This is a genomic window from Thalassotalea litorea (genome assembly GCF_043642205.1).
Classification (GTDB): Bacteria; Pseudomonadota; Gammaproteobacteria; order Enterobacterales; family Alteromonadaceae; genus Thalassotalea_A; species Thalassotalea_A litorea.
This window is the reverse complement of the sequence record NZ_JBHZSG010000002.1, coordinates 91508-118182: the sequence shown is the minus strand read 5'-3', so window position 1 is coordinate 118182 and position 26675 is coordinate 91508. Positions and strand designations below refer to the sequence as shown.

At 43.6% G+C, this 26675-nt stretch carries 20 protein-coding genes and 1 pseudogene; 15 read left to right on the top strand and 6 right to left on the bottom strand.

Annotation, left to right across the window (positions count from 1 at the left end; translation table 11 throughout):
• Positions 1 to 57 precede the first annotated feature (57 nt).
• Positions 58 to 201, bottom strand: a complete 144-nt coding sequence (locus ACHUFQ_RS01650) for a hypothetical protein (RefSeq protein WP_394172369.1) — start codon at positions 199 to 201, stop codon at positions 58 to 60.
• A gap of 773 nt (positions 202 to 974) precedes the next feature.
• Between ACHUFQ_RS01650 and ACHUFQ_RS01645 the strand changes: the two genes are divergently transcribed.
• The 4 genes from ACHUFQ_RS01645 (at position 975) to ACHUFQ_RS01630 (ending at position 7460) form a co-directional block, all read left to right on the top strand.
• Positions 975 to 1472, top strand: a complete 498-nt coding sequence (locus ACHUFQ_RS01645; protein ID WP_394172367.1) for a hypothetical protein — start codon at positions 975 to 977, stop codon at positions 1470 to 1472.
• Complete coding sequence (locus tag ACHUFQ_RS01640; RefSeq protein WP_394172365.1) at positions 1469 to 3022, top strand: site-specific integrase; 1554 nt, start codon at positions 1469 to 1471, stop codon at positions 3020 to 3022. Before ACHUFQ_RS01645 ends, ACHUFQ_RS01640 begins: the two co-directional genes overlap by 4 nt.
• 34 nt (positions 3023 to 3056) lie before the next feature.
• A complete protein-coding gene (locus ACHUFQ_RS01635) occupies positions 3057 to 5897 on the top strand; it encodes a hypothetical protein (protein WP_394172363.1) in 2841 nt (946 codons plus the stop codon).
• A 108-nt stretch (positions 5898 to 6005) separates the two neighbouring features.
• Positions 6006 to 7460, top strand: coding sequence for a hypothetical protein (locus ACHUFQ_RS01630; RefSeq protein WP_394172361.1), 1455 nt, complete (start codon positions 6006 to 6008; stop codon positions 7458 to 7460).
• Positions 7461 to 7596: 136 nt separating this feature from the next.
• Here the strand turns inward: ACHUFQ_RS01630 and ACHUFQ_RS01625 are convergent, their stop codons facing one another.
• On the bottom strand, positions 7597 to 8112 hold the full coding sequence (locus tag ACHUFQ_RS01625) for a hypothetical protein (protein ID WP_394172359.1): 516 nt from the start codon (positions 8110 to 8112) through the stop codon (positions 7597 to 7599).
• A 224-nt stretch (positions 8113 to 8336) separates the two neighbouring features.
• On the opposite strand from ACHUFQ_RS01625, the gene ACHUFQ_RS01620 reads away from it, so the two are divergent.
• The 3 genes and pseudogenes from ACHUFQ_RS01620 (at position 8337) to ACHUFQ_RS01610 (ending at position 9481) form a co-directional block, all read left to right on the top strand.
• A complete protein-coding gene (locus tag ACHUFQ_RS01620) occupies positions 8337 to 8585 on the top strand; it encodes a type II toxin-antitoxin system Phd/YefM family antitoxin (protein ID WP_394172357.1) in 249 nt (82 codons plus the stop codon).
• Positions 8575 to 8844, top strand: a pseudogene (locus ACHUFQ_RS01615) (type II toxin-antitoxin system RelE family toxin); the annotation flags it as partial. The gene ACHUFQ_RS01620 and the pseudogene ACHUFQ_RS01615, both read left to right, overlap by 11 nt.
• Before the next feature lie 85 nt (positions 8845 to 8929).
• Positions 8930 to 9481 carry a site-specific integrase gene (locus ACHUFQ_RS01610; protein WP_394172355.1) on the top strand — a complete coding sequence of 184 codons (552 nt, stop codon included), beginning with the start codon at positions 8930 to 8932 and terminating at the stop codon, positions 9479 to 9481.
• 8 nt (positions 9482 to 9489) lie between these two features.
• Here ACHUFQ_RS01610 and ACHUFQ_RS01605 read toward each other — a convergent pair whose 3' ends face one another.
• The 3 genes from ACHUFQ_RS01605 to ACHUFQ_RS01595 form a co-directional block, all read right to left on the bottom strand.
• Positions 9490 to 10743, bottom strand: coding sequence for a type II toxin-antitoxin system HipA family toxin (locus ACHUFQ_RS01605; protein ID WP_394172353.1), 1254 nt, complete (start codon positions 10741 to 10743; stop codon positions 9490 to 9492).
• Positions 10740 to 11045: a transcriptional regulator gene (locus ACHUFQ_RS01600; protein ID WP_394172351.1), complete on the bottom strand. Its 306-nt coding sequence runs from the start codon at positions 11043 to 11045 to the stop codon at positions 10740 to 10742. The genes ACHUFQ_RS01605 and ACHUFQ_RS01600 overlap by 4 nt, the downstream gene beginning before the upstream one ends.
• Positions 11046 to 12140: 1095 nt before the next feature.
• Positions 12141 to 13457, bottom strand: a complete 1317-nt coding sequence (locus ACHUFQ_RS01595; protein WP_394172349.1) for an ATP-binding protein — start codon at positions 13455 to 13457, stop codon at positions 12141 to 12143.
• A 243-nt stretch (positions 13458 to 13700) separates the two neighbouring features.
• On the opposite strand from ACHUFQ_RS01595, the gene ACHUFQ_RS01590 reads away from it, so the two are divergent.
• The 8 genes from ACHUFQ_RS01590 (at position 13701) to ACHUFQ_RS01555 (ending at position 22535) form a co-directional block, all read left to right on the top strand.
• Positions 13701 to 14087: a hypothetical protein gene (locus ACHUFQ_RS01590; RefSeq protein WP_394172348.1), complete on the top strand. Its 387-nt coding sequence runs from the start codon at positions 13701 to 13703 to the stop codon at positions 14085 to 14087.
• A 329-nt stretch (positions 14088 to 14416) separates the two neighbouring features.
• The gene (locus ACHUFQ_RS01585; protein ID WP_394172346.1) at positions 14417 to 14812 is read left to right on the top strand and encodes a helix-turn-helix domain-containing protein; all 396 of its coding nucleotides are present in this window, start codon (positions 14417 to 14419) and stop codon (positions 14810 to 14812) included.
• The gene (locus ACHUFQ_RS01580) at positions 14739 to 16154 is read left to right on the top strand and encodes a type II toxin-antitoxin system HipA family toxin (RefSeq protein WP_394172344.1); all 1416 of its coding nucleotides are present in this window, start codon (positions 14739 to 14741) and stop codon (positions 16152 to 16154) included. The genes ACHUFQ_RS01585 and ACHUFQ_RS01580 overlap by 74 nt, the downstream gene beginning before the upstream one ends.
• Before the next feature lie 240 nt (positions 16155 to 16394).
• Positions 16395 to 16673, top strand: coding sequence for a zinc ribbon domain-containing protein (locus ACHUFQ_RS01575; RefSeq protein WP_394172342.1), 279 nt, complete (start codon positions 16395 to 16397; stop codon positions 16671 to 16673).
• A 335-nt stretch (positions 16674 to 17008) separates the two neighbouring features.
• A complete protein-coding gene (locus ACHUFQ_RS01570; protein WP_394172341.1) occupies positions 17009 to 18238 on the top strand; it encodes an Arm DNA-binding domain-containing protein in 1230 nt (409 codons plus the stop codon).
• 805 nt (positions 18239 to 19043) lie between these two features.
• On the top strand, positions 19044 to 20288 hold the full coding sequence (locus ACHUFQ_RS01565) for an ATP-binding protein (protein ID WP_394172339.1): 1245 nt from the start codon (positions 19044 to 19046) through the stop codon (positions 20286 to 20288).
• 773 nt (positions 20289 to 21061) lie between these two features.
• Positions 21062 to 21319 carry a helix-turn-helix domain-containing protein gene (locus ACHUFQ_RS01560; protein WP_394172337.1) on the top strand — a complete coding sequence of 86 codons (258 nt, stop codon included), beginning with the start codon at positions 21062 to 21064 and terminating at the stop codon, positions 21317 to 21319.
• Between the two features lies 1 nt (position 21320).
• On the top strand, positions 21321 to 22535 hold the full coding sequence (locus ACHUFQ_RS01555; protein WP_394172335.1) for a type II toxin-antitoxin system HipA family toxin: 1215 nt from the start codon (positions 21321 to 21323) through the stop codon (positions 22533 to 22535).
• A gap of 1015 nt (positions 22536 to 23550) precedes the next feature.
• Here ACHUFQ_RS01555 and ACHUFQ_RS01550 read toward each other — a convergent pair.
• Positions 23551 to 26622 (bottom strand): CHAT domain-containing protein, encoded by a 3072-nt coding sequence (locus tag ACHUFQ_RS01550; RefSeq protein ID WP_394172333.1) that lies wholly within the window; start codon positions 26620 to 26622, stop codon positions 23551 to 23553.
• Positions 26623 to 26675 lie beyond the last annotated feature (53 nt).

Below are 26675 nucleotides of genomic sequence, written 5' to 3'. Positions count from 1 at the left end.
TTCACCGCTTTTGCGTAAAGGGCTTTTACATCAGCTAGCAGGTTTCCAAATTTGCTTTTACGCCGTCGTATAAGTCCAGGGTGATACGCATTTCGGCGTAGTGTTTAGCTGTTCTTCGATAGTGCTAAGCTCAGCTTGTTTCTTCTCAAATGACTTGAGTTCTTTTCCGATACGCAGAGCTTCGGTGCCTGTGGCTTGCATATTGAATTGCATCCTAAATTGAGCCAGTTTTAATGAGTGAAACGGCGCGTCTAGGGACCGTTTCACGCCCTGAGACGTTCAGTCTTGGTAATTTTCGATGCACATTAACACTTCAGAGGGAGGGTTTTAGATGAGCATTTTGGTTGACTAAAAATCAGTCATGGGAGCAAAGACGAAGAGTTCCGACAGGCCCAGCAAATCAACATTCAATACGTTTGGTTGTTGATTGGAGCGAATTTGTGATTCTATATAAAATCTTTTTGATTTACTTAAGGTTAAGCAGTCGTAGACTTCCAGAATTGTTGAATTACATCCAAAATTGAGTCATTTTTAATGAAAGATGCATTAGAAAGTGAGCCATGAATCTCTCACCAATAGGCTGATTTGTAAAACATAAGTTCATCTAGCGTGGATCAAATTCCAATGCAAGTTGTGGATCAGTTTTAAGTGCAAATTAACAGGTATTGATCCAATCGGCCCTTTATTCATATTGACCTTTCACATCTAGCTCGTCATCAACAATGGCAGGCAAGCGGCCTAGTGCCGCGGCCGCTAGTATACAAAACTCCGACATTACCAGATCTGGTCATCGAACGATTCTCCATGAAGGATGTGCTCTTTTCATTATCGGAGTGAGCACACACGCCGTACCTGTCAGCTCACCAATTCAATGCCCCACGCCGAAGAAAAAAGACTAATTAAAAAAATTAATCCGTTAACGGATAAAAATACCCATAGAGAGGAGAGCGTTAAATCAAGAAAAGGAAAATACTATGCGTAAACCAACATTAAACCAGATCTGCGTCTCTAAGGTCATCGGCTACCACCCATTCTTAGAAAGGTTATTGGCGGATGAAGCGCCGCCAGCGCTACACGCGGATAACCCCGTGTTGAACGATATAGAGCTTCAACGCGCGTTAGTGAGCGCCGAGATGCTATTCGGCGTGAAAACTCCATCGGGTATTCAACTAATCAAACCCTCTTTGCTGGTTGAAGTTTGCCAACGCTCAACCGATAAATACCGCTTAAACGTTTTGGTGTTCGATCACCACTCCTCGGATTTACTCGACCTGATCCTTGCCTTAAATCTGCTTTTACCAAGTTTGGCGTATCCCTCATCACGCCACATTGGTCAGCGCCTGCACAGCCGTTTACACGCCTTAAAAACGCTAACGGCTTCCAACCAATTCCACCACTCATTGGCGATAAAAAAAACGACCCTAGAGCAAATTGCGCAAATGAGTGAAGGTGCCATAAGGAGACGCACATGAATCGTTATATCGAAAAATACCAGAGACAACGCGCCAGTGGCACCGGCATGCCCGATGCCATGCCGGTATTTAACACCCTCTTGGCCTTAATCGAGCACGGATCCGAAGACCCAAAATCCCGCAAGGCCTATACGCTGATCTTGTGGTGTTTTTTAACCGGCACGCGACCCAAGCAATTGCTCAGTTCTGCGGTGCCGATAAGAAAATATGCGACCGATCAAACCATTGGCGGTTATGGTTTGAGACTCCTTCGGTTGAAAAACACATCGTGGGTCGAGTACTCGTTAGGGGCCACCGTCAATGCGCGAACGACCTTGCTGTGGCTACCGGTGCCCCCGCCGCTCAATCCCTTTTTTGCGCAGGTATTACTCGAGGTGGACGGAGGGGATGTGGTGTTTACCCTACGGGACATCGAGCAAGCGATCCAGCTATTTAACAACATAAGGAAACAAGCGCGTCAATCGGCTCCACAGCCGCAGATGCGCCATACCATGGTTGCCACCCAACGCGTATTTTTTAGCTATATGAGCCGATGTGCTAACGCCGACTCAACGTTAAACGCGCTGTGTAAGTTGGCCTGGTTCGGTGAAGGTGCAGAAACGCATAAACATATTGAGGCGTACGTCTGCTTGCCCAGTGAGCGAGTTGCTTACGATATTTTTGACAAAAGTATGTGTTATCTCGAGCGTATCTTGAACCAACGTGAGCGTTTATCTGAGACACAATCGGCCTTTCGCCAGTCGGCGTTAAACGAAATTGCCCATTGGCATACCGCGAAGGATCTATATCCGATTATCGATCCCTTCAACCAAACGATCACCACCTTGTACGTCGCCGACAGAACCTGCAAGACCACGCTCTCGCACGATGTGCCTAGCAAGGCGCCATCCATCCCCATTGGCAGTCAAACTGTGCCAGGCGATGATGAGGTAGGTTTACTCTTTTCCGAGCTAAGGTCGCAAATTGCGACAGCGCCGAAAACGCCGGTCATGCGGCGCGACATCGCGCATACCTTTCATTGCCGGGTCGCCCACTTTGCTTGCCAATTGCAGGCACGATACGGCATTCGTCCGACCCACCAACTGGCAACGCCTATCGATTGCGCGTCAACCGAACGACTCATCCTTCAGGACAAAGGCTGGGTGCGAACCATCCAATTTACCCAGGCATTCGCAGATGAGATGACGCAGTATCTCACCCATCGACACGCGGCGATCCAGCAATTAAATCGCGGAGAACCCCATCCTTCGCTCCTGCTTATTTATGACGACGAACTCGGGGGCTTAGTCGCACCGAACGCCAAATGGCTGCGAGCCTTTTTAAAAACGCAGCATATTGGGCTTGATCCCTACCAACTGCGAAAATGGTTCGCGCAAACGCTGACAGAAGCGCACTGCCCCACCCACCTCGTCAGTTACTTGATGGGGCACGCCAATCGCGGCGAAGAAGCGGGTGTGCTCGAGCAATTGCTACCGCCCCCACAAGACACACGGCCTTGGTTAACGGCCGTTGAAAAAAAATTTTCATTATTTCGTGAAAAGTTCACATAGAGCATTAAGTATGTGAAAAACGGAGACGACCCCCATGGATGTCGATACGGTGTTGACCTTTGCTCGACGCACAAAATTAAACCTAACACAGCATCGAAATGCCCTTAGCGAAGCGTGCGACTGGCTACGTACCTATGCGTTTGACCCGGTCAAAACCGTGAGCCGTCAAGACGCGAAAACCCTCAAACACCACTTAACTGCCCGAAGCGTTGAAACCCATGCATTGTCGCGATCTATCATCACGGATACCATCGCGATCCTGCTTTTTTACCTGCAGGACGAGTGCGATTTCACCATCCCGTCGCACTTTAAAAAACGCTATAAAAATCTGCAAAACGAGCGGGTGATGACACTCGGCCATTTTGAGCGGATCGCATCGACATTCGCCGCTAGCGTGCACGAGCGCGCCGTGATGGTACTTGCGGGCAAAGCCGAGGTATCGGCCGAGCTATTAATGCTCGTGTTGTGGGTGGATACGGCACCCTTACCGTTAGCTAACCTGACGGAAGTGGTGAATGGCCCGCAAACGCGCGAGCCCACCTTACCGGCAACGGTGCTGTTACAAGGCGGTCACCTTCGAAACGAACAGTGTGCGCGATACCTCCTTGGGCCGCTATCGGCCAAACTACTGGAGATCTATCGCCAAGCGCCTCAAACAACCGTGCTCAACGAACGTCTTAAACGTGATCTTTGCAATCTTGCAAACGCTTTGATTGGGGAAGCGTTTTTTGAGCGCGCCAGCCAGATCGAGCGGTGCGCGATTCAACATTGGGTGAATAGCCATGGTTTTTGGGCCGCCCTGCAGCTCAATCAGCCGCATAACCAATGCGCGCTGCCTTTAGCACGTTACCGGCGGCTAAACGAACCGACACCAACCTTGGCCAATACGATTGGCCAATGTCAGGCTTTTTCACCGCGCGTCACGCAGCGCCCCACCAACGCGGAGACGTTGCGAGCCACGCGCACGGGTTTCGAACAAACGCTCAAGCGATTCGCTAATCACCAGATAGACAAAGACGAGGCGGTTGCCCAGCTGGCGCCGGAGCGCTCGGAGATGGATGAAGAAAACATCTTAAATTATCTGCTTGGCCACTATGCCGTAAAATTACTGACCGAAGGCGGCAGTAAAAAAACCGTATTGCGCACAAGCACCATCCGTGAATATTTGAGTTTGGCAACGGTACTCAACCAATGGCCACTGCCCTTTTCCGAGGCGCTGGAAAGCGATGGATGTTATGCCTGGGGCAAACGGGTGATCCGCGAGATCCCCGAAAACCATCTCGCCCATCTGTTTCGTTTTTTCAAATTTTTACCTTCGTTGTTGCTGTTCGATCACTTTCCGGCCAACGATCTGATTTACCCATTGGCGCCGAGTAAGGTCGACGCCAACACCGTCTCTCCCGCGGAGCACCAGTTATTGATCGAATCGCTTTACCTACAAAATGGTGAGCGCCAGCAAACCACGCATACCCATATAGCGGCCTCGCTCGCCTATCACGGCATGCTGCGCCGCGGTGAGATCCTCAGACTTCGCCTTGGGGATGTGACCGTCTGCCCAAAAACCAAGGAGATCTTGGCACTTAACATCACCAATACCGATGAAGGGAAAACCAAAAATGGCCGCTCTCGCTGGGTGCATGTGTGCCTCGATAGGGAGTCTAACGATTTGCTTCTCGGCTTGTTGGCCGAAAAATCGCCATTGCCCAAAGACGCCCCGCTGTTTGGCATTCCTGGGCAAACGCTCAGCGCCCGGGCTCGTTATCTCCTGGCTCCGATATCCCTACTGCTCAAAGCGGTATGCGGTGATCCAACCATTCGCTTTCATCACCTTCGCCACGGTGGCGCTCAGGTGTATTTTTTTCAACTGATGAAGTTCGTATACCCTTGGGCGCAGATCCCGCCTTCCTTTGCCCGTCATACCGACCGATTTGACGAAAAACACGTCAAACGACGAGTATCACGCTGGTGCGTTGACACCCCAAGGGCATCCTTTAATGTGGCGATTGTGCTCGATCAGCTTACCTTAGAAATTGGCCACGATAATATCGCCACCACCCGAAAGCACTACCTGCACGGCAGTGAATGGCTCCTTGATGTGTGTCGGCACTTACCGCTCAAATACGCCCCCGCAACAATAAACGCGCTTTTTAACAATCGCTTATCCAGCAAAGATGGCTACCGCCGGCAACGCCAACTCGCCACATTTGACATGTCCGTAATGGGCGCAAACGTAAACAACGAAGCGCCCGCAACGCAATCGGTATTTCATCTCGCACGAGCCTCGCAAACCACCACATTCGACCGTTATCAACCGCGCGATAATACCTCATTGACTTACCCTGTTGGTGCCCATACGCGCCCTGCCCATCCCTTTGATGCCTGGGCGAATCTGGCGCACGCGCGTCTTAGTGAGCCTGTTTTTGAGTCCGATCCCAGGCTACCGTTTATCGTGCAATCTAAGAAGGCACTTGAACACATATACCAATTACCCAATTGGCTACAACAAGCACCTTGGCCAAGCAAGCGCCAACAGCGCGCCTGGCGGGCATTATTGCCTCATACGGTATTCGTCGACATCGAGGAAAATACCCTTCGCATCGCCATCGAGCCAAATCGCCAATACGCGACTCGATGTCACACCGCACTATCGTGGTTAGGGGCATTAAAAGCGAGTGTTGATATTGAGATCGCGCCAAACCGGCGAACGTCGCCAGATAATTGCCTTCATTTTGCCGAAACGGCATTAAACCTAAAAAAAACACACATAAAGGTAAAAAAGCCACACGAACGCGGAAGAACGCAATGTACGTTATTAATCAGCCCAACTTGCTCGGTCCAAGATTTGCTGGCCTTTATCGAATTTTCAATACGCTAAGGAGGGGGTATGACGTCGTTTGAGTTATCGGAGTCGATTATTGACCAGATCAGCCGTTTTCTATCAGCATGTCGTATAAGCCGTCTCGGCGATGCGCCGACACTGCTCATGGAATCAACACGCAAGTCGTTAACCCTCACCTACGAGATAGCCACGGTTACCGTCCAACAAACCTTTGATATCCACAGTTTAGGGAGCGCCCATGCGATCCGCGTTGGGATCTTAGGAGATAAGTTTCGCCAGGAGCTAAAACGCCACAAGCCAGCGGCCAACGGCGTTGTGCGCTTAACGTTAACGGATGAAAGTCTTGTAATCGAGGCGAATAACCATCGCACCCGTCTCTCGGTTGAGACTGACCAGCCATTACCGCCAAAACCGCTTTATGATGACGAGACGTTGACTCGCGTGACGCTACCTGCTTACACCTTGAAGGACTTGCTGAATGCGACAACCGCGGGCGTTATCGAAAACGATACTTATGGTTTTATTGAAATTTCGCTGACAGAGCACGGCGCAACGGTTACTCGATTCAACCATACGACCAAGCTTTCCTTTTTTATAGTACCAAGGCCTCTGCCTATCGATGCGCCCTTAACCTTGCGCACCACCGTTAAGGACGTGAAAGCGTTGCTTCGCGTCTTTCCAAACTCGCCAAAAGATATGGTGCTTTGCATCCAACAACATGCGTTTCTATTGCAACAAGGCAATCGTTTTTGCGCACGTTTGGCGATGCCTAACATCACGCCAGAGCGTTGCCCGCATCGCGCCACAAAAGTACACGTAACGGTGTTGCTGAACACGCGCTATTTTGCGAAATCGTTAAAAGCTTTTATCCCGCCGACTGCCAAAAACCTGCAGCAGGCGCAATGCCTGGTTCGATTTGAACCGCAGCAGTGCATATTTCAAATCGGTGAAGCAAATAACGCCAATCACAGTCAAGAACGCCTGTTCGTAACGAGCCATGACGGTGCAAAATCACTAACCATTTCCTTTCGCATTGGTGAGGCCATTCAAAAATGGTTAGGGACCATCTATCACGATAGAAAACGTTACCCGAACGTGACCCTCGCCGTCGAAACGCTAGAGTCGGGAAAGCCCGTATTCAGTGCGTATGTCGGCAACAATCACATGGTTTTCGAGACGGAATGCGATTTAAGAGCCGATGACGCGATTGGAACGCCTCCCCCACAGGAAAAGTTGGGTCAACAAGATTGGCAGCATTGCCCATCGTCAGACACGCGCACTCGCGGTCCCCACCTATTTGATGTATGGCAACCATCGAGCGACCGGAAAAAAGGGGACAAACATCAAAACAGCAAGAGTGAAGTGCAACGCTCCTTTGTGTTTTTCGACGACGATAACGACGAATATCTTCCGGCACGTAATCCTCCCTCAGCGCCTGAGCCTCTCAATACCGAAGACCCAACACCTTTCAAAAGTGATGATGCGAAACCGAACGCCAGCATCGATGATAACGGCAAGGACGATAGCTGCGAGCACGATAACTGCGGCGATGACGACAACCATCCTCCCATGCGGCGAGTACGACGGTTTAACTATTGACGTATTACGATAGGATAGTTATTGCAACCGCACCTTCGACCGCCCGCGCACTGACTTCATCTTTGATCAGCCACATAAACGGTGAACGCAATGACGGCGATGACCGCTTCAACGTGTTATCGCCGCAAACCTTATATCACCCCGCCCTATCAATATCCCACACCACACCATCAATGCTCGAGAGCGGCCACCATCGGGCTTTGTAAATCTTAGCGTGCACCAAATCGAGTTCGATGGCACACACCGCCTGTTGCAAAAAGCGATGTTCATACACATAAAACACATTGCCACTCCCCTTCATATGCACCAGTTCATGAATGAACCGTCGACGCGAAGATGTAGGGAGCACGCGCTCGGGATACAGGCAATCGGGTTGCTCAAACAGCATGTGCAACAACATGCGATTGCAAAATTCTGGGGCAAACGGTACCTGCTCGCGCAACCACACGTACAGGCATTTTTCCGGTGTGCTTAGCGTGTAATTGACCTGCAGCCGAAACCCAACCAGTAGCGACAATTCGCGAAAGTTAAACCAAAATTTCTCAACATCTTGTCCGCGGGTAAAGCGCACTTGCGCTGCTCCCCCAACCATGGTCACGATGGACAACACCCACTTTTCACGTTTGGCCTGCTCAAGTTGATCTTTTGTCATGAAATATCCTCCCATGTTGATGACAGGCTCAGCGTATGTCGATTAATTTGGGTGACAAATGACAAGGAGGAAAACACGTTGGCTCAACGCTTTGATAATGGGTCAATTAGGCGACGTATCGCAATCTACGATATGAGGTTTCAATAACTTTCATTAGAAGTAAGTTGAGCCCCACATTAAAAGACCTATAATCAAGTCGATTAAACGGTCTATAAAGAGGTTTTATGACTACCCGTATATTGACAGAAATAGCCGCCAGCATCACCGAGTTAAAATCAAACCCGATGAAAGTGGTTTCTAGCGCTCATGGCGAGCCAATTGCCGTATTAAATAGAAATGAACCTGCATTTTACTGTGTACCAGCCAAAACCTATGAGGCAATGCTCGAAAAGCTCGAAGATTTAGAATTATTAGCACTAGCTGAAGAAAGGCAAAATGAGCCATCCATTTCGGTAAACATCGATGACTTATAAGCTTGAGTTTAAGAAGTCTGCATTAACAGCGTGGAAAAAGCTTGGCTCAACATTACAGGAACCATTGAAGAAAAAATTGCAGGAACGATTAGCGGATCCCCATGTACAGGCCGATAGGTTATCTGGTGCAGAAAATCTTTATAAAATTAAGCTACGTCAAGCGGGATATCGGCTTGTTTACGATGTTCAAGATCAAATCATAACGGTTACGGTTATCGCCGTTGGCAAGCGAGATCGCGGAAAAGTCTACGAGCGTGCGTCTATCATGCATCAGGCAAACGATGAGCTGGACATCCCCTACCCGTTTGAAAAATTAAAAGCATTACGAGAAGAAGCAAGCGAGGGTGAAACCGCTTAATAAAACCGAAGTTCAGCAATTTTTGGCCGCCTTACCGGACGCTTGGCGCGATTATTATCTCATTTGCTTTCATACGGGAATGCGCTCTTGTGAAGTGCACGGTCTATTAAAAGCATGCGTTGATTTTGAACATCGTCGCATTTTGGTTCGGCACAACGTTGTTAACACTCACACGGACGTGAAAACGCGAAAATCCCGGCGTGACATGCACATGACGCCAACGGTTTACCACGCGCTCCGGCGAGCAGTCAACGCGATGCCTAACAATCATAATGGCGATCATGATTTCATCTTTACCAATGCCAAAGGCAAACCGCTCACCACGTATTTTGTGGCCAGGCAATTGTGGTACCCCACCTTAAAAAAGGCCGGTCTTGCCAAACGTCGTCCTTATCAAACCCGGCACACGGCGGCCGTGTTGCACTTAGCCGCCCATGAAAATCCACTGTATGTATCGCGGTTATTAGGCCATGCCTGCACAGGGTTGCTTTATGACGTGTACGCGGCGTTTATGGTGCATGATAACGGCATCACATAGTAACGTTCCTAGATCCTAAATGCTTCTTGCATGCCAAGTTGCTCTTGCCTGCTAATACCAATACCCGATGCTACCGCTTGCCAGTTTTTGACGGAAAGCATCACTTCGTCATAGATTTTTTTAGCTTCAGATTCTTTTAAGTTAAAGTAATCAGCGACACTAAATGCCAAGTCATAATCAAGCTCGTTTGACATGTCGTCAATGTTAAGGTGCAAGCCGGTCTTATCGATAGACGGGTTTAAATCATAAGCAGGTGACAGTGCCCATCCTTTTTTTGTTAGTAAGAAGCCGTGATTACGTAGATGGTCATCTGTATTAGATACAGCAATATTAAAGACAATTCGGCGCCACAACTGTGCTAAATCTTTTTGAGTTTGTGAGCCATTTACGGTTAAAAATTCTGCTAGCTCTAAGTAACTCGCATCTTCTGTTTCGCCTCTGCCGTCATAGTACTGAAGCTGCGTCATAGCGGATGAAAAATGTATTCGTTGGCCTCTATCTCGGTCAAATCGTTTGGTGATAAACGTATGGTGAGTAGAGTTAAACTTTTGAATATCACATGGATACATGTCAATGCCAGCATCAAGAGCTAAAGTATGGCAGACCATTTCCCAAGCGCCGACATCTGTCGTGTCGTTACTATTGGGAAACTTGGCTATCCACAAATCATTGTTGTCATCGTGCACACAGGCTTTAGGGCGAGCGCCACCTAATGAAGAGCCGGGCGCCATAAGCATGCTTAACCAACGGTAATACTCGTCACTATCAATGTTTTCATCGTTTTCGATCATCATTGAGGCATACTCTAGTTGTTTCAGTGACGCCATTGGTGGTGCGGCATATTCCGCATTATCATCTAAGAAATTACCTTCTGGCGCTGTTTTAAATCGTAAACCGCCCATTCGGTATGAGTCATGAACACCCAGTAAATAATCCATGGCTGTCATTCTGGCTGTTTCTCTGTGGCCATTTTTAAAATCGAGAGCCGCACGTCGTTTCATGAGTAACTCACCCCAACGGTCTGGGCAAGAATCTAGAAACACGCGGAAGTTCTTATCACTTCTATCGTTGTAATGCTCTCCAGACGTTAATGCCAGTGACGGGTCAAGCTGCATACGAAACGGAGATTTTAAGAAACCCCTATCATAGTCAAAGCTAAACACGCTGCCTCGTGATGTTTCCTGAAATAAAAGGTGGCCAGCTAAAATAGGCGCTTTTATTGGCAGCCAAGAAGCATAAACTTCCGCCGTTACTCGACTCATCGCTTTTTCTCCAATAACTTCATGTCTTGAAGTTTACTTCCCAACTCATCGGTTCCGGCCATATCCGCGAAGTTACTTTCCATGCCGAACACCGCCATCACTTTTAAGTACGCGCCAATAGCAACACCAGGGTCGCCGTTGAATACTTTCGTGATGGTTTTAGGGTCTAACCCGGTACGCTCTGCTACCAATGACTTGGTGAATTCTCGGCGTTTCATGGCGAGAAATAAGTCTTCACCAAACGTAGTAAGGATCTTCTTTTGCTTTGGAAACAGCTTTTTGTGGCCTGCTACGTTTGCCATACTTCACTCGTTAGGGATTATTATCCCGTTAATTGTTGCTTAATATGGATAATTATCCCTTAAAAATATAATTATTCAAGTTTGAGTTGTAAGGTTGTCGCTTTATTTAGGGATAATTATCCGGTTAAGGGTGTTTTAATGTGGATAATTATCCTATTTTTAGTGTGATTAATCACAGACATCCTTTTCATCAACTGTGCTTTCAAAAGTATCGAACTGAACAGTATGATACTCACCAGTGCGATATTTGCATCATCGAATCGTTTGCAACCAACCTTCGTTCTGCGTCTTTCAATAAAAATCGTGTTTGAGCCTAAATTCTTTGCAGCTCTTCGGAGCCCCTATTTACTTTGTGGTCCATTATGATGATTTCTATGGTCTAGGTTAATACCCCCTATGGTTTAACCTGCTAATTTCTCTGGTTCAAACGGCGGATATTTTGCAGCTATTGGATCGTATCCAAGGAAAATGCAAAAGCCTTACTCGGCGGCGATATATACTTTCATAACGCTCAGGATAAGCCGTCTTACTTTGGCGGTGTCATTACCGATTATCGCTATGAAGAGGGCGGTGAATGGGACGGTAAAGTGGTTTTCACCTTCAAGGCAACCAAGGCCCATAAAGACGTAAAAACCCAGAAAGCCGGTTGGGGCATGGAGCGAAAACTTGTTCGGGATAACGTAACCGTAGACACAATGACAGGATCAACCTCTAGAGGTTTATCATCCATAATAAACCGTATAGCGTTGATAAATCGCTAACAAACCCAGATGGTTGATCGATCAATGTCAAAGTCAAAGTCAACTTCAACTTCAACTTCTAGAAAGTTGTGAATAGAACGCGTAGATCAAGTCGATGATTGCCCGAACGGTAAGGGATAGGCTTTTATTTCGGAAATTCAGCAAGTTGGAGTTTTATCTAATCCATCGAGAGAACCCCGTGATCACAGCGTAGCGAAGTTGCGGGGACGTTCACCTTGGCTACGCCAACAATCAACTGAAATACACCTGTACGAATATGGCTCTATTTGCCTTAATTGTTGGTCTCGCCAAACTGACTAGCTCTGCCGCCAAGGACAAAAGCGACCTTACAGAGTTAAGGCCGCCACTCATCGCACATTAATAAAAACTTCCAGGCTGGCAATATATTGATAGTGCCTTCTTCAACCTTCAGCTCTTCGTAGTGAGAGCGTGTGACTATATAGCCTAAATTAATGCTGAGTTCTTTCATTGCGGCTCTTAAACCTCTAATCTCCCTTTCTCTTGTAGATTCTTCGTCTATTCGCTCAGTGACTTGGATGAGTTTTTTTTCGCGAGAACCAGATAGAATTGATACGAAGTCGCACTCATAATTATTGCTGCTCTTGAAGTAAAAAATCTGTTCTGTAACTCGGCGCAAAGCTAGAAAGATGATATTTTCGAGTCGGTTGCCGATGTTGGCAAGAATTCGAGTGCTAGTGGAGGTCACTAGCGCGGCGTCGATGCAATACATCTTTGGATCAGCGCCAACGGATTTGGATAGCGAAGCGTCGAACTTTCGCACAGAGAAGAAGAAGAAGGCATCAATAAGGTGCTCTATATAGTTTCCGACATCGGGTCGAGTAAGGCGATGTCCTTGGCTTCTAAGGGTGTTGAAAAGTTTATTACCGCTGTACGAACTTCCAATATTATCGATAAACCAACGAGCTAGAAACTTGAGCGCGACGGGGTGCTTAACCTTATGACGTTCGATAACGTCTCTCGATAACGCAGTGTTGAAGTAATCCTGATGCATGGTTACTCGCTCTCTCGGTGTTACTGTCGCAACAGCAGGGAAACCGCCAGCTTCCCAATAATCTTCAAACCCTTTACTCAGCCTGAGGCGACTTTTTTCAGAGATCCGAGTTGGAATTTCATGTCCAAGGTGAGTCATGAATTCTTTGAATGAAAAAGGGAATAGTTCGTGTGTCAGTTGGCGGCCACGCATCTGAGTGGCGACTTCTTCAGATAAAAGCTTTGCAGATGAGCCGGTTATGCACACTTTGCATCGCTCCATTCGCATGATGCGATCAACAAAGGGTTCCCAGTTGGATAACTCTTGAATTTCATCGAAAAAGCAGTAGACATCCTCAGTACCTTTTTTATCGGGATACAGTGAGAAATACGCCTCGATAATTACTCTTGGCTCAGTGATATTAAGCCCTTGCAGGCGGTCATCGAAAAAGTTCAGTAGAAGAATGTTTTCGCGCTTAACACCGATATCGAGCAGTTCTGCAATGCGTTGGTATACCAAGGTAGACTTACCTGAGCGGCGAACACCTAGAATAACGGTGGCGGCGTTCGGGATGGAGGACACTTCAAGATCCCTTTCGCTTCCCTTGTCTAAGTTAACTTCCTGATAATCCAGGATTACCTCTTTAAGCTTTTCGATCATAAGCCATTTCTCTTTCGTATTTAAGCTGGATGTTCTTATTTATTAGCCGCAAAGCTATGTGAAATTAAATACAGAATAAGGCGAAACTGTACTAATATCAACACAGTTTATCTTGCAACTGTGTTCAAATAAAAACACTATAGGGGAAATCTATGCTGAAATTAATACACTAAACCTAACAACTATGCTGAAGTTGATAAACCTGTTGAGCTACACGGTATCGTCTAGGCCGACGAGACTTTCTTGCCTCGCAGTGACAAGGGAGCAAAAGATCTCGATAGGGAGCCGCGTTTCCGAGGCGGTGGCAATCCTCCAAAAGTTCCAATAATGATTCCGCTCAACCGCCAAGGAGCTGTCATGCACGCGGTCATGGAGAACAACTCGAAGCAAGAGATTGAGCGAGCCCTAGCGCCAGTGTTGTTGCCAAACACGATACTTTGTACTGATGGTAATCCCTCGTATTCAACGTTGGTAAAGAACTTACCCTTTGATATTGAGCATAAACGATTTAGGGGAGTGGCGACACACTATTTGGACAGCTATATTGCTTACTTCCGTTTTCTGGATAGTGATGTTCCCTCAGAATACTGGGTAACAGAAGCCTCAAAAGAGACAATCGTATTGGTGTAAACGTCTCAATGTGCCAATAGGCGACGTTAACGAATACCATTCCATAAAGCGCTATAGTCAATAGCAAATGTACTTGCTGAATCGAGAGAAAAGCGGAGATCATCGAATGTTTCTCGCTCAATATTCGTAGACAGCAAGTACGTAACCTACAAGTATAAACTATGAATATAGGGTAGGTCGGTGTTAGGGTTTTTGTGAAGCTTAAACGTAATAGTGCAAATAAGCACTGTACTGTCATCTTCTGCCACATAATAGTGCTTATTTTCACTATTAATATGTTTGCGTAATAATGCTTTTTTACGCTATATTGTCAATATTCAGACACAATAATGGAAATTTTCACTGTTATGAAGCTCGATAGAATGAGTAATGCTGCTATCTTGGAGATGATAGGTAAGCGATTCTTACAGGCGCGTCTTAACGAGGGGTTGGAGCAACAAGAGTTAGCTGATAAAGCTGGCGTAAATGTTTCAACTGTTCAGGGGTTAGAGGGCGGTAAGCGAAGCGTAGGAATGTTAAAGGTTTTGGCCGTATTGCGTGCCTTGGGCAAGTTGCATGAGATTGATAACTTTATGCCGGAGCCGCCAATTAAGTCAGCGTCGTTAATTACAGCTAGAAATGAACCGCGTAAGCGTGTGGGAAAACCGAAGGGTGATCATCAGTCATCAACTGGCTTTGAGTGGAATAAAACGATTCAACAATTACATGGAGATAAGGACAAGTAATGTAATGGCAGGAGTAATCGAAAAGGCTGATGTGTACCTGTGGGATACAATGATTGGTTCGGTAACTTGGCAAAGGGGTTTGGGGTTCTTTGAGTATTCGAAGCACTTTCAGCGTTCGGGAATTGAGTTATCGCCAATTAAGATGCCGCTGAGTGGTAAGTCATATTCGTTTGGTGGTTTATCAGAAGAAACCTTTAAAGGTTTGCCAGGAATGTTGGCTGATAGTTTGCCGGACAAGTTTGGTAACCGATTAATTGATCAGTGGTTAGAGCGAAATTCACGTAATCCAGAGTCGTTCAGTCCAATAGAGCGTCTTTGTTATATCGGCTCTCGTGGCATGGGTGGCCTAGAGTTTAGGCCGACTGTTGGTGAGATTAAAGAAAGCGTGTCCGAAATTCAGTTAAGTGAGCTTGTTGATTTGGCTAATAAGGCGCTTCAAGAAAAGACTGAGTTAAACGCGACATTTGATCATGAAGGTCAGGATGCGCGACGCGAAACTGTTGAGCAGATTATTTTGGTTGGTACATCAGCAGGTGGTGCGCGAGCAAAAGCGATTATTGCGTGGAACAAAGAAACGAATGTTATTAAAACTGGTCAGGCTCCAGCAGGCGAAGGTTTCGATTATTACTTGCTAAAGTTTGATGGTGTGGATGGCAATAAAGATAAAGAGTTGCTTTCAGATCCCAAAGGTTTTGGTCTGCTTGAATACGCGTATTACTTAATGGCTGTAGATACTGGCGTAGAAATGAATGAGTGTCGTTTGTTTGAGGAAAACGGGCGTTCTCACTTTATGACTAAGCGCTTTGACAGGCTTAATGGTGGTGACAAGATTCACATGCAATCTCTGTGTGGTATGGCTCACTATGATTTCAATGTCTCTGGTGGTTATTCTTATGAGCAGGCGATAGGTGTAATGCGTCAGCTTGGTTTATCGGCCAAAGAGATTGAGCAGTTCTATTTGCGCATGGTTTTTAATGTGGTGTTAGTTAACCAAGATGATCACACAAAGAACATTTCGTTTTTAATGGATCAGTCGGGTGTTTGGAAGCTGTCGCCAGCTTATGACATCACATACAGTAATGGTGCTGGATGGACTAGTAAGCATCAAATGACCATAAATGGTAAAACTCGCGATATACAGTTGGATGATTTATTGGCTGTGGCGAAATTCGCTGACATTGGTAAGGCGAAAGCTAAGAAGATGGTCAAGGTTGTGGTAGAGACGGCTTCTAATTGGTCTCATTACGCGAAAGAGTCTGGCTTGGCTGCCTTTGGTGATATGGATGAGCTTGTGACCGAGGTTGGTAAAGCTCATCGTTTATACTTGGGTGAGAATCTGTAGCTTCCAAAGCGGCTACATGTCGGATGTCATATTGTTCAATAAGCGCTATTTAAGGGATAGAAGTATGAAAGGAATTGACCGCTACCCACACATGAATGGAACATAGCCTCATAAATACAGTATAACGTAACCTTATGATAACAGGCATAAAATTTCAGGCAAAATCTACTTTGGAGCAAGCAGACATCTTGCGCCAGTGGCAAGGTTGTCGCACAAAAGTCAGGCTTAAACCGAAGTATCTTGTCAGTCGGATGGCATATCATTCAATCATTTACTGAATACAAAGCGCAGAGAGCAGGCAAGGCTGTTTTCTATGTTTCCCCATTCCAAACCAGTCAGGAGTGTCGACTTACCCCATTTTCGTGGACACACTACAATTGTTGTAGGAATACAACAGGAAAAGCCAAGAGTTATTTCAGTGTGTCCGCTGTAACCATGCTGACAATGCGGACAATAACGCGAGTGCTGTTATTAAGAAGCGAACAATTAAACTTATTATGGGCTGTGGAACGGAGCTGACGGACAAAGGCTTATTAAAGCCTGCGGATGATGTTATCGGACGTGAGTTTGATCGGAAGTCGCAGCCTTCAAAAGAGGCTTCGTAAATCAAGAAACGTCAAAAAAGAACGTAAAGCCTCGCGGCTTAGCTGGAAGCTCGTGAATTCATTCACGAGTAGTTCACATAGGTTGAACGAGATCGCTACCTCGCTTCTCCACTGGTCACGTTTCCACTATTTTGATGAGAACAACAATCAACCGAAATACTACTGTACAAATATACAGCACTCGCATATAGTGACACAAGGTATGTGGTTGATGATACCTGATCTCTCCCCTTGCACAGGAGCACGTCTATGGCACACCTTCGATTTCCGAAAAACGGCAACATTCAATTTGACCTACATATCTACGGGCACCGCTTTCGCGAGAGCTCGGGCCTGGCCAATACCCCGGCAAACTTAAGCAAAGCGAGAAAACGGCTAAAACGCATCAATGCCGAAATCGCGTTAGGAACATTTGAATATCGCCAGCACTTTCCAAACAGTCGTAAAACGAGCTTGTTTACTCAGTTAAAACGGGAAAAACTTACCGGCACCAGTGCGGTCTTTTTTGATGATTACATGAACGCTTATGTGGCGCGCAATCAACATCAGTGGCGGACCACCTACGTTCGATGCCTGAAAAGCACGTTAAGTAATTACGTACTGCCCTACTTCGCACATTTGCGTATCGATGACGTGACGCTGGCCCATGCGCAACAATTTCGAGATCAACTGTGTCAATTACGAAAACAGGACGGCACGCGTAAGCTTTCCAACAAGCGCATTAACAACATTTTGGTGCCGGTGATCTCACTGATGCGCCTGGCATGTGATGAATTGAATATTCGTTATCCGTTTGACCGGTTAAAAGCGCTGCGCGAAGAGCCAAGCGATCCCAGCCCATTAACTCAGGACGAAGTGCGTCGGTTTCTTACCTACCTGGATCCGCATTGGCACGACTATTACCTATTGCGCTTTCACACCGGGATGCGCAGTTGTGAGGTTCATGGGTTGCTCAAAGAGTGTGTCGATTTTGAGCACCGACGAATTTTAGTCCGCCGCAATTTTGTCGAAGCACTCACCGATGTCAAAACCCGGAAATCGCGTCGCGACATTCATATGACCCCTACCCTTTATCAGGCTCTACAACGTGCCGTTAACGCCATGCCCGAAGGCCGCAATGGTGACAAGGACTTTGTCTTTACCAAACCCTCCGGTAAGCCGTTAACCACCCACTTTGTTGCCCGAAGCCTGTGGTATCCCACACTGAAAAAAGCCGGCCTTGGCAAACGCCGTCCCTATCAAACCCGCCATACCGCTGCGGTATTGCATCTGGCCGCCCATGAAAACCCCTTGTATGTATCGAGATTGTTAGGCCATGCTGGCACCCGCATGCTCTATGAAGTGTATGCGCCGTTTGTGCAAAACCTGTATCACCACGATGGCAGCGCCTTTGAAAAAATGATGCGAGCACAGACGCAAAGTACGCAAGCCGCGGTCAATGAAGTAGTACCGTTTGACGATAAAAAACGCGCGGGATAAGGGCGATAGCGTGGTTGAAAGGAGTAATGTGCCCGGTTTATTCGGATCTTGGTTTTGAGCCACCGCCATAATGCGATGATTCAGCAAGCATCAGATACAAGAAAACCCGATTGGTAGTTGGGCTGATAACGAATTCGGGATCTAAATGATCTCGTTTTTTATATCCGTATAAATGAAAAACACATAAATTCAACAAGATAGATATTGACGTTTTGTATCGGCACGATAGAATTATTCATAAAAGGTATTTATAATCAATCGCTTGCAGAAATTACAATCATGGCAATTTAACGGGCTTTGTGAAATAGGCCATCTACTGGCCGTAATTGTCATCAAAGTGGTAAACATATACTATTTTCTCAGAACTTTATTAGACCCACTAACTTATTCTGTTGTTTATAACGCCTTTGTAGTGCGTAGAACCAGGCATTACAAGGGGGTTCAAGCTTAGGATTAGCTGACGATCTATCTTCATAACAAGAGGTTACAATATTATTTGACATTCCAACTGGTTTCATTACGATGAAATCAAGGGAACGGCAGATGCGTCTGCTTCGAGCGATGAGTGGACGTTGATTGTTTCGTATAATCGCCTACCTTAAACACCTCTATTTGTATTTTACCACCACCTCTATTTGTATTTTACCACCACCTCTATTTATATTTTACCACCACCTCTATTTGTATTTTACCACCACCTCTATTTGGATTTTACCACCACCTCTATTTGGATTTTGCCACCATCTGAAGTATTGTATTACACAAGATATAAAATTTATAATTAAACTAGTAATTGAGACGGAAGTTGGAAATTTATACAAGACCAATTAAAAAACTTGTTGAGGAAGCATTGATTGACACGCCTGTAGTGAGCATCCTCGGCCCTCGGCAAGTAGGGAAAAGTACGCTAGCCAAAATAGTCGCCCCAGATAGGGAATATGTAACCTTGGACGATCAAAACCTTCTGCACCTAGCGCTTGAGGATAGTATGGGTTTTGTCCAATCGTTGCCGAGATTTGTCATTATTGATGAAGTCCAGCGAGCGCCCAAGCTAATGCTTGCGATAAAAAAAAGCGTTGATGAAGACAGAACTCCTGGGCGCTTTTTATTAACAGGTTCTGCAAATTTACTTCTTATGGAGCAGATACAAGACTCGTTGGCTGGCAGGCATGAGCCGATATACTTGTTTCCACTAACAAATCATGAAATTTCGAATACCCCCGCAAGTAAAAGCTTTGTGGCAGCATTACTATCGGGCAGCATTAAGCCAAAAACCAATGCGTATTCAGATACTTTAGAAAAATTAAAAGTTGCTGTATGCCGAGGCGGATACCCAATACCGTTAACAAGAACAGAGCGACGGGCTAAACGTTGGTTTTCAGTATACTTAGAAGATATTATTAATCGTGATGTCAAGGCTGTTGACGACATCAGAAATCCAGACGCATTATTAAAAATGTTTAAATTGTGCGCTGTGCGATCAGCCACCTTGCTCGAAATGAATTCGCTGGCAAAAGACGTGCAAATCAGTGTTGAGACAGCCAAGAGTTACCTATCAACATTGGAAAAATTATTCTTGATCAGAGTTCTTCCTGCGTGGTCAACCAACCTAGGAAAAAGATTGATCAAGTCTCCAAAGATCCACCTCATTGATTCTGGAATGCTCAGCGCTCTTTGCGGCTTAACATCCGAAGATTGGCTAACCAAACCCAAGCTATTTGGGCATCTAATTGAGAGCTATACGGTTCAACAAATCCTTACGCAGATTGAATGGATAGACGACGACGTAGAATCTTATCATTTTCGAGATCAAAAAAAGAGGGAGGTAGATTTGGTACTAGAAAAAGCAGGCTTAGTATGGGGAGTCGAAATGAAAAGATCTACGTCCATATCCGAGGAAGACTACAAAGGTCTTAGAGCGTTGGCCGATATAGCAGGAAAAAACTGGAAAGGAGGTGTTATTTTCTATAGCGGAAACCATATTATACCCACCCCTATTGAAAATACATTTGCTGTTCCCTATAGCGCTTTATGGGACGGTGTTCGTTAGCGTTGCCTAATGGCACAAAGCAGGCATTCGTAGTGCGCGTCCCTGTTAGTTAACTAATAACGCCAACAACCAAAAAACCAGGCAAATAACGTAACCTCTTGTTTTATAAGCCTAAAGCAAGATAATTGTAATCGTATTTATCTTTTTATCGTTTTTAACCTACTGAATTGTTTACAAAAAAATTAGGGAGCTCTAAAAAGAGATCCCTAATTCGTTATCAGCCCAATTGGTAGTCGGGCTTTTTTGTATCTGATCTTAAGTAAACAATCATATTATACACAAGATAAATACTACAATTAGATCGTTGGTTTTACAAGTATTTCAACATATTTGCGTCTAGTAAAATCTATTCGATTCATACAAGAAGATGCTGGCTAAGGTCAATGTAAAATTATTAGAAAGCCCACTTTCTTGCGGGCTGATATGAAATTAAGGATCGATATAACGTAGATCCTTTTTTATTTATCATTAAAATCAAATGCTCATCAATATGGGTAAACGCTAAAAACGCTCCATGTCAATCATAAATACCCCGGTAAACAATGAGTTAATGTGTTTTTGAACTAGTTTGTGAAAATCTGAATTTAGATTAGAGGGAGGGACTGGACTCTATCGCTAGTTTCTATTTTTGACTTTGAGGCAGATAATTTTATGCCACCTCATTACAGCGAAATGGTCAACAACAAAAGCCCTTAATTATCACTATATAGTGATAATTTGCTATAAACATATCCATATATTACTATATAGGTATATTTAGCGGGAGAAATGTTATGTTTAACCTAAGTGAAATAGGGAGCTGCGCTGTTCAAAAAAGAAAAGAATTATCAAAATCCCAAACAGAAATGGCAGGCATTACTGGAATAAAGCAATCCGTTATCTCTCGAATAGAAAGAGGTAAATTTGATGGTTCTTTAAAGATTATAAGCAAATATTTAGGGGCACTTGGACTGAAGCTCACAGTATCTTCAATAGAAGATGATATCCCTGACTTTGATGAACTTGAAAATTTCTTCAAGGATGACGAATAATATGAAATTACCAAATGACATTAAGCAGTTAAAAGTTCTATCTAATAACGAATATATTGGATTGCTCACACGGACTGCTCATTATAATTACCAGCCGAATACGATAAACACTCCCCCCTCTATCACCATGAATAGGGGGAACCTAGAGCCGTTTAATCACGGTGTTTTACATCCTATTTTTGCACAAAACCTACCAGAAGGTAGCAATAGACGTTACATAGCTGACAAGCTTGCAAGATATGCGAATGTTGATGATATGTATTTATTGGCATTGCAAGCTGATAATGGCATAGGGCTGCTATCTTATGAAGGTGACATTGTGTTGCCAGAAGTTGAGCACACCCCGATTTCGGAAATAATTAATTACGCTGGTGAATCGCCCATCTTCCCATCTTTGCTGGAACGTTACTATTTGAGAAATATGGTAGGGGGTATGCAGCCAAAAGTATTACTATCATCGGATTTTGGGAGAATGGTTGAACAGAAAAATTTTATCGTTAAATCTTCAAGTGAAGAGTTTCCACTATTAACTATAAATGAGTATGTGTGTATGCAAGCGGCTAGAGCTTGCAATTTAAACGCGCCTCCAACGTATTTATCTGCGAACACAGAGCTATTCGTTATTGAGCGCTTTGATAAGCCCAATGGAACGCCTCTTGGGTATGAAGATTTCACTACTTTAATGAAGAAAGGTCTAGAACCTACGGCTAAATATCAAGGCTCATACGAGCACCTTTTAAAAGCAACTCAAATTTTCACAAAGAATATCGATGAAACAAAAAAAATGTATGAGTACATTATCTTTAACTGTCTAATTGGTAATGGCGATGCACATCTGAAAAATTTTGCTCTACAGTACACGCCAAATTACAAACATGTTTTTGTTTCGCCTATATTTGACGTGACTCATACACAGATTTATGCAAAGCAGGGCGTTATTGACAGTAAAATGGCGTTAAAGATGTCGAACTCTAAAACCTTTCCAGGTAGGGAACGGTTATTGTCGTTAGCTGCCGCAGCAAACATTGGAAACGATATTGCTAACAACATTATAGACAGGCTAGCTCAAGGTATTATTGATTACATATCTAGCTCTGATGAAGTAAAAATTTTTAAGGGATTGTTTGAATCAATAAGTGAGTCAGTAACTCTAGCCACTGGCACACAATATAATCCTAAAGGCTATGTATATGATCGAAGACTGAAATTTGAGTAATCGGCCACTTATACGCTCTCTTCCTGTTAGGCAGCCCTTGCCACCACACAACTACCTTAAGAAACACGAATTTTTCGCCATTCCTTAGTGAATTATGTATTTCACTAAGATGACCTATCCCCCTACGATAACTGGGTTTTGCTGAGCTTTAACCCTGTTTTGCCGTTTTATTGCCTTAACACTAAAGCCAGGTTTTTTGTAAACGATATTTTGTCATCCGATGTCACTGAATCACATCACACTGTTCCAGACGTTGACCGGTCGGCGTTAACGTTTGAATATTCCGCTTAACAAACTTTGAAAAAACCACTTTTTTTCCGCTTAACTAACTTTGAAAAAGCCACTTTTTTTCCGCTTAACTAACTTTGAAAAAGCCTGATTTTTACCTCTTAAAGTATCGTTAGGTGATTGTCGTAGTCACCACAATGCTTTGTTTACGGGGTCTCGAGTGAATATCATGCTCTTTGAAAATTCCGCTTAACTAACTTTGAAAAACCCACTTTTTTTCCGCTTAACTAGCTTTGAAAATGCCTAATTTTTACCTCTTAAAGTATCGTTAGGTGATTGTCGTAGTCACCACAATGCTTTATTTACGTGTTCTGGAGTGAATATCATGCTCTTTGAAAATTCCACTTTTGACGTCACTTATTTATTGGGGGGACTACCGAAAAACCCGGCATTATGCCGGTTTTTCTCGACGAGATTCGTCTGGTGGGATTTTCCCCTGCAGCCCTTTTATATCAAGACTAAAACAAATTTATGTGGCAATCGCTATGTCACAATTTTTTTCGGTCTCTGTAAGAAAACCTGAATATGGGTGTGCACTAGAGTACACACTAGCGCATAAAAAAACGTCTTTATGACGTCTTTTACATGGTATATCGAAGGTGATTTCAAGCCTAATAAGGACCTCAAAATGCACCTTTTTCTTACCCTTATCATGGCACGGTTCGGGCATCATTTCAAAATACAATTTACAGAATGAATATTGTCAGATATTAATGAGCCCACGCACCTATCGAGTATAAGCTGAAAATGCCGCCCAACTCCTCGGGTGACCATATAATGGGTTGCCCGAATTAATCATGTCGATCTGAACCTCGCGGATTGCATGAAATAAGTCCCTATCCGTATTTTTTAATCGCTCAAAAACTTTTACGATCATTTCTTCGGTTGATTGAGAGTAGACGTTCCAATGAGAAACTATTACAGCTTTAGCGCCTGCATCAAAAAAGCTTGCTGCCAACCCAGTTAACCCTTCATACCCTTTAGATTGACCAGAAATCGTACTGCATGCGGATAAAAAGACCGTCGCCGGACCGAGATCTAATTGCTTTATTTCAGTTGCCGATAGAAAATCTTGCTTCCCATTATTATCTGGAGACAACATTAAACCCGAATCAACTAATCCATACTGGTTTGTGATCCAAGATGCATGAGTAGCAAAATCAATGAACTCAAAGCCTTTTTGCAATAAATTAAGTGTATTTTCTTTGGTTAAGTTGCTTGCTAATAAAGATTCAGAATGCTCAAATATATTCGATATGCGTTTAATTTCACTCGCGGTTTCAGGTAATGCAGCTAATGCCCCCCTTACGCTGTTATCATTATTTTTCGATGTAGAAATAACGGGATCACCCAACCCCAAGAAGCCATTACCAACGGATTTAGCTAGCATAGCTTCTTCATGTATTACATCAACCCTAGGTGCATAACCTAATGCATAGTGCTCTATTAGCCATTGATTTTCACCATTCACCAACAAAGAAAAAGGCAAGTTTATCAGTTCAGCATCAGGGACAACAATAATATTTTCTTTACCTTTAATGATGTTTTCGACGGGTAACATCAAGTCTAAATATAAATAACTCGCAATGTCTTTAATATCAGAAACAGTATCAGTAACATCAGCTGCCGTAATTTGTTTTATATTGTCCCGTATCTCTTCAATAATGATCTCATGTTGAGTTAGTAAAACGCCCTCACTCGTAATACTCCAAATATTCACCATATCATCAATAATAAAGTAAAATAATTTAGCTGTATTATTAGGGACATTAGAGACTAGTTGTTCTAAATTAGTGTCATTAAAATAAGGATTGAAAAAATATTCATTATGCAACGTTTGCAATGAACTTTTTGGTGTTACTATTTCCTGATAAAAACGAGACACCAACATATCAATATCTTCATTCGTTTTACTTAATGAATCATTAACAAATTGGTCTAATGTAATTTTAAAATTCGATTGATTATTGGCAAACTCCGCAAGCTTTTGATTCTTTTCCTCTAAAATACGTTTATCGCTTGCAAACAAAGAAGCATTAACTTCTAATAAATTCCCTACTTGGGCAAGTTTTAATAGATTAGCGGCATTGACACCTTGAGAAGTTTTACTCTCAATTTCTATGCGTCTTTTAATAATTTGCGTGAATAGTCGATCAATTTCGACGTTCGCATACTTTATTGCAGAATCGTCATGTCGGAAAACATTCAAAAGCCCCTCAGAAGCTATATTAAGAGCACTTAAAGCTTGATAATATTCATTATGTCTGTCATATGTATCTACCAATCGCATCAACAGTTGTATGTTTGTTACGACTTGAATAAGCCCTTTCGAAGGTCCTTTATTAATTTCATCATATAGCAATTTTAGTGTCGCTTGTTCGGCGAAGTAGTTATTACGATGAAATTCAAGTTTGTAATTTAATAATGAAGGAAAATATTGATCTGTTGCTTTACTAAACCAAAAATCACTGAAGTTTGATGTATTATTTACATTCCACCACGCTGACGACTTTTCTATATAGTTTTTGAGTTCAACGTTATCATTTGTTTGGCCGGTTTCAACACCTAGATCAAAATACAACATATCCCAGATTGGATTTCGTAACTGCTTATTTAGCGCATAATTTTCAAGCTCAGCAAAATAACGATGAAATTCTTGCGTTTTTCCAAGTTTCCTTAAAATTAATAAATTTCCAACCGACAAACTATAAAAAATACGCTGATAAGTAGCTGATTCAGGTAGTTTAGAAACTAATGACAATGCTTCAGATATTGCAGTGTATGCTTTTTTATAATCTGTTGCTAAATAGTATGCTCTCGACAGAGCGTCAATGTACATTAATTTTTCTAATGGCTCCTTCTCTTCTTTTGCACGTACAAGCATTAACTGTTGAGCTAATATCAACGCATCAATCGATCCTTTAAATATAAACTCGTTAATTAATTTATCGTATTTTGTGTACGTCGCATTCTTTTGTACTTGTTGCCACTTGTAAAACTGCCTTTCTCTACTTAAGTTACGAATAAGATTTTCCATGCCATCATACTGACAATAGATTGACTCTAATTCGCATGGAGTTTTGTTCTTTTCTAGATGCATTTTAACTCTTCTGTCGTATTTATGAGTTAAATATTCGCCGCCAACTTTATATTGTTCTAAAGAGCGAAAGCTTTGACTCATATATTGACAATATTGTATACCGCTTCCTACTTGCGCTGTTTCATATTTAGCTGCCAATTCAAAGCTTTTCGTAGCAAACGATATTGTATCAGGCTCAACTAACACACTATTTTTCAAAACCTCCTTCCACTCTTTACATTGTTCTTTGATTTTTTCAGAGCTTTTTTCAAATGTTTTTGAATAGATATATTCTATTTTTGGTTGCGTAGATGAAACTTTTCTATAGTCATTAATTAAATAGTAATTGGCCCATTGACACGCTTTATTCTTTACATCAGTTTCATTACTTAAAATATCTTTATAGAGGTCGGAAAGCTTTTCAGATTTAACCTGTTTATTTATTGCTTCAACAATTATTTTACACTGCGGTCCCTTTTTAGATTGCGTAGCTGATTGATTACCATTTAGTAGCTTACATATTTGGGTTCTTTCTTGATCGGTAGCAGAATTAAAACTTTGTATAAAAGCTTTAAAGCGAGGAGAGTTTTGATTCTTTCCATCAAGCAAGTTCGCTAAACATTGTTCATGCTGTTTTTTTAAATCAGATTCAAATGCAAGTGCATTGATTGAGATGAAACTTATTATTATTAGAACTAGAAATGGGAGTTTTTTATCCATGAAAAACCTATTATTATTTTTATAAACGCACAATGAAAGCGCACTTTTCGTTA

What these genes read in the sequence shown, in the direction of transcription:
- ACHUFQ_RS01650 (WP_394172369.1), bottom strand. Translation starts at nt 201, where the DNA reads ATGCAAGCCACAGGCACCGAAGCTCTGCGTATCGGAAAAGAACTCAAG.
- ACHUFQ_RS01645 (WP_394172367.1), top strand. Translation starts at nt 975, where the DNA reads ATGCGTAAACCAACATTAAACCAGATCTGCGTCTCTAAGGTCATCGGC.
- ACHUFQ_RS01640 (WP_394172365.1), top strand. Translation starts at nt 1,469, where the DNA reads ATGAATCGTTATATCGAAAAATACCAGAGACAACGCGCCAGTGGCACC.
- ACHUFQ_RS01635 (WP_394172363.1), top strand. Translation starts at nt 3,057, where the DNA reads ATGGATGTCGATACGGTGTTGACCTTTGCTCGACGCACAAAATTAAAC.
- ACHUFQ_RS01630 (WP_394172361.1), top strand. Translation starts at nt 6,006, where the DNA reads ATGGAATCAACACGCAAGTCGTTAACCCTCACCTACGAGATAGCCACG.
- ACHUFQ_RS01625 (WP_394172359.1), bottom strand. Translation starts at nt 8,112, where the DNA reads ATGACAAAAGATCAACTTGAGCAGGCCAAACGTGAAAAGTGGGTGTTG.
- ACHUFQ_RS01620 (WP_394172357.1), top strand. Translation starts at nt 8,337, where the DNA reads ATGACTACCCGTATATTGACAGAAATAGCCGCCAGCATCACCGAGTTA.
- ACHUFQ_RS01605 (WP_394172353.1), bottom strand. Translation starts at nt 10,743, where the DNA reads ATGAGTCGAGTAACGGCGGAAGTTTATGCTTCTTGGCTGCCAATAAAA.
- ACHUFQ_RS01600 (WP_394172351.1), bottom strand. Translation starts at nt 11,045, where the DNA reads ATGGCAAACGTAGCAGGCCACAAAAAGCTGTTTCCAAAGCAAAAGAAG.
- ACHUFQ_RS01595 (WP_394172349.1), bottom strand. Translation starts at nt 13,457, where the DNA reads ATGATCGAAAAGCTTAAAGAGGTAATCCTGGATTATCAGGAAGTTAAC.
- ACHUFQ_RS01585 (WP_394172346.1), top strand. Translation starts at nt 14,417, where the DNA reads ATGGAAATTTTCACTGTTATGAAGCTCGATAGAATGAGTAATGCTGCT.
- ACHUFQ_RS01570 (WP_394172341.1), top strand. Translation starts at nt 17,009, where the DNA reads ATGGCACACCTTCGATTTCCGAAAAACGGCAACATTCAATTTGACCTA.
- ACHUFQ_RS01560 (WP_394172337.1), top strand. Translation starts at nt 21,062, where the DNA reads ATGTTTAACCTAAGTGAAATAGGGAGCTGCGCTGTTCAAAAAAGAAAA.
- ACHUFQ_RS01555 (WP_394172335.1), top strand. Translation starts at nt 21,321, where the DNA reads ATGAAATTACCAAATGACATTAAGCAGTTAAAAGTTCTATCTAATAAC.
- ACHUFQ_RS01550 (WP_394172333.1), bottom strand. Translation starts at nt 26,622, where the DNA reads ATGGATAAAAAACTCCCATTTCTAGTTCTAATAATAATAAGTTTCATC.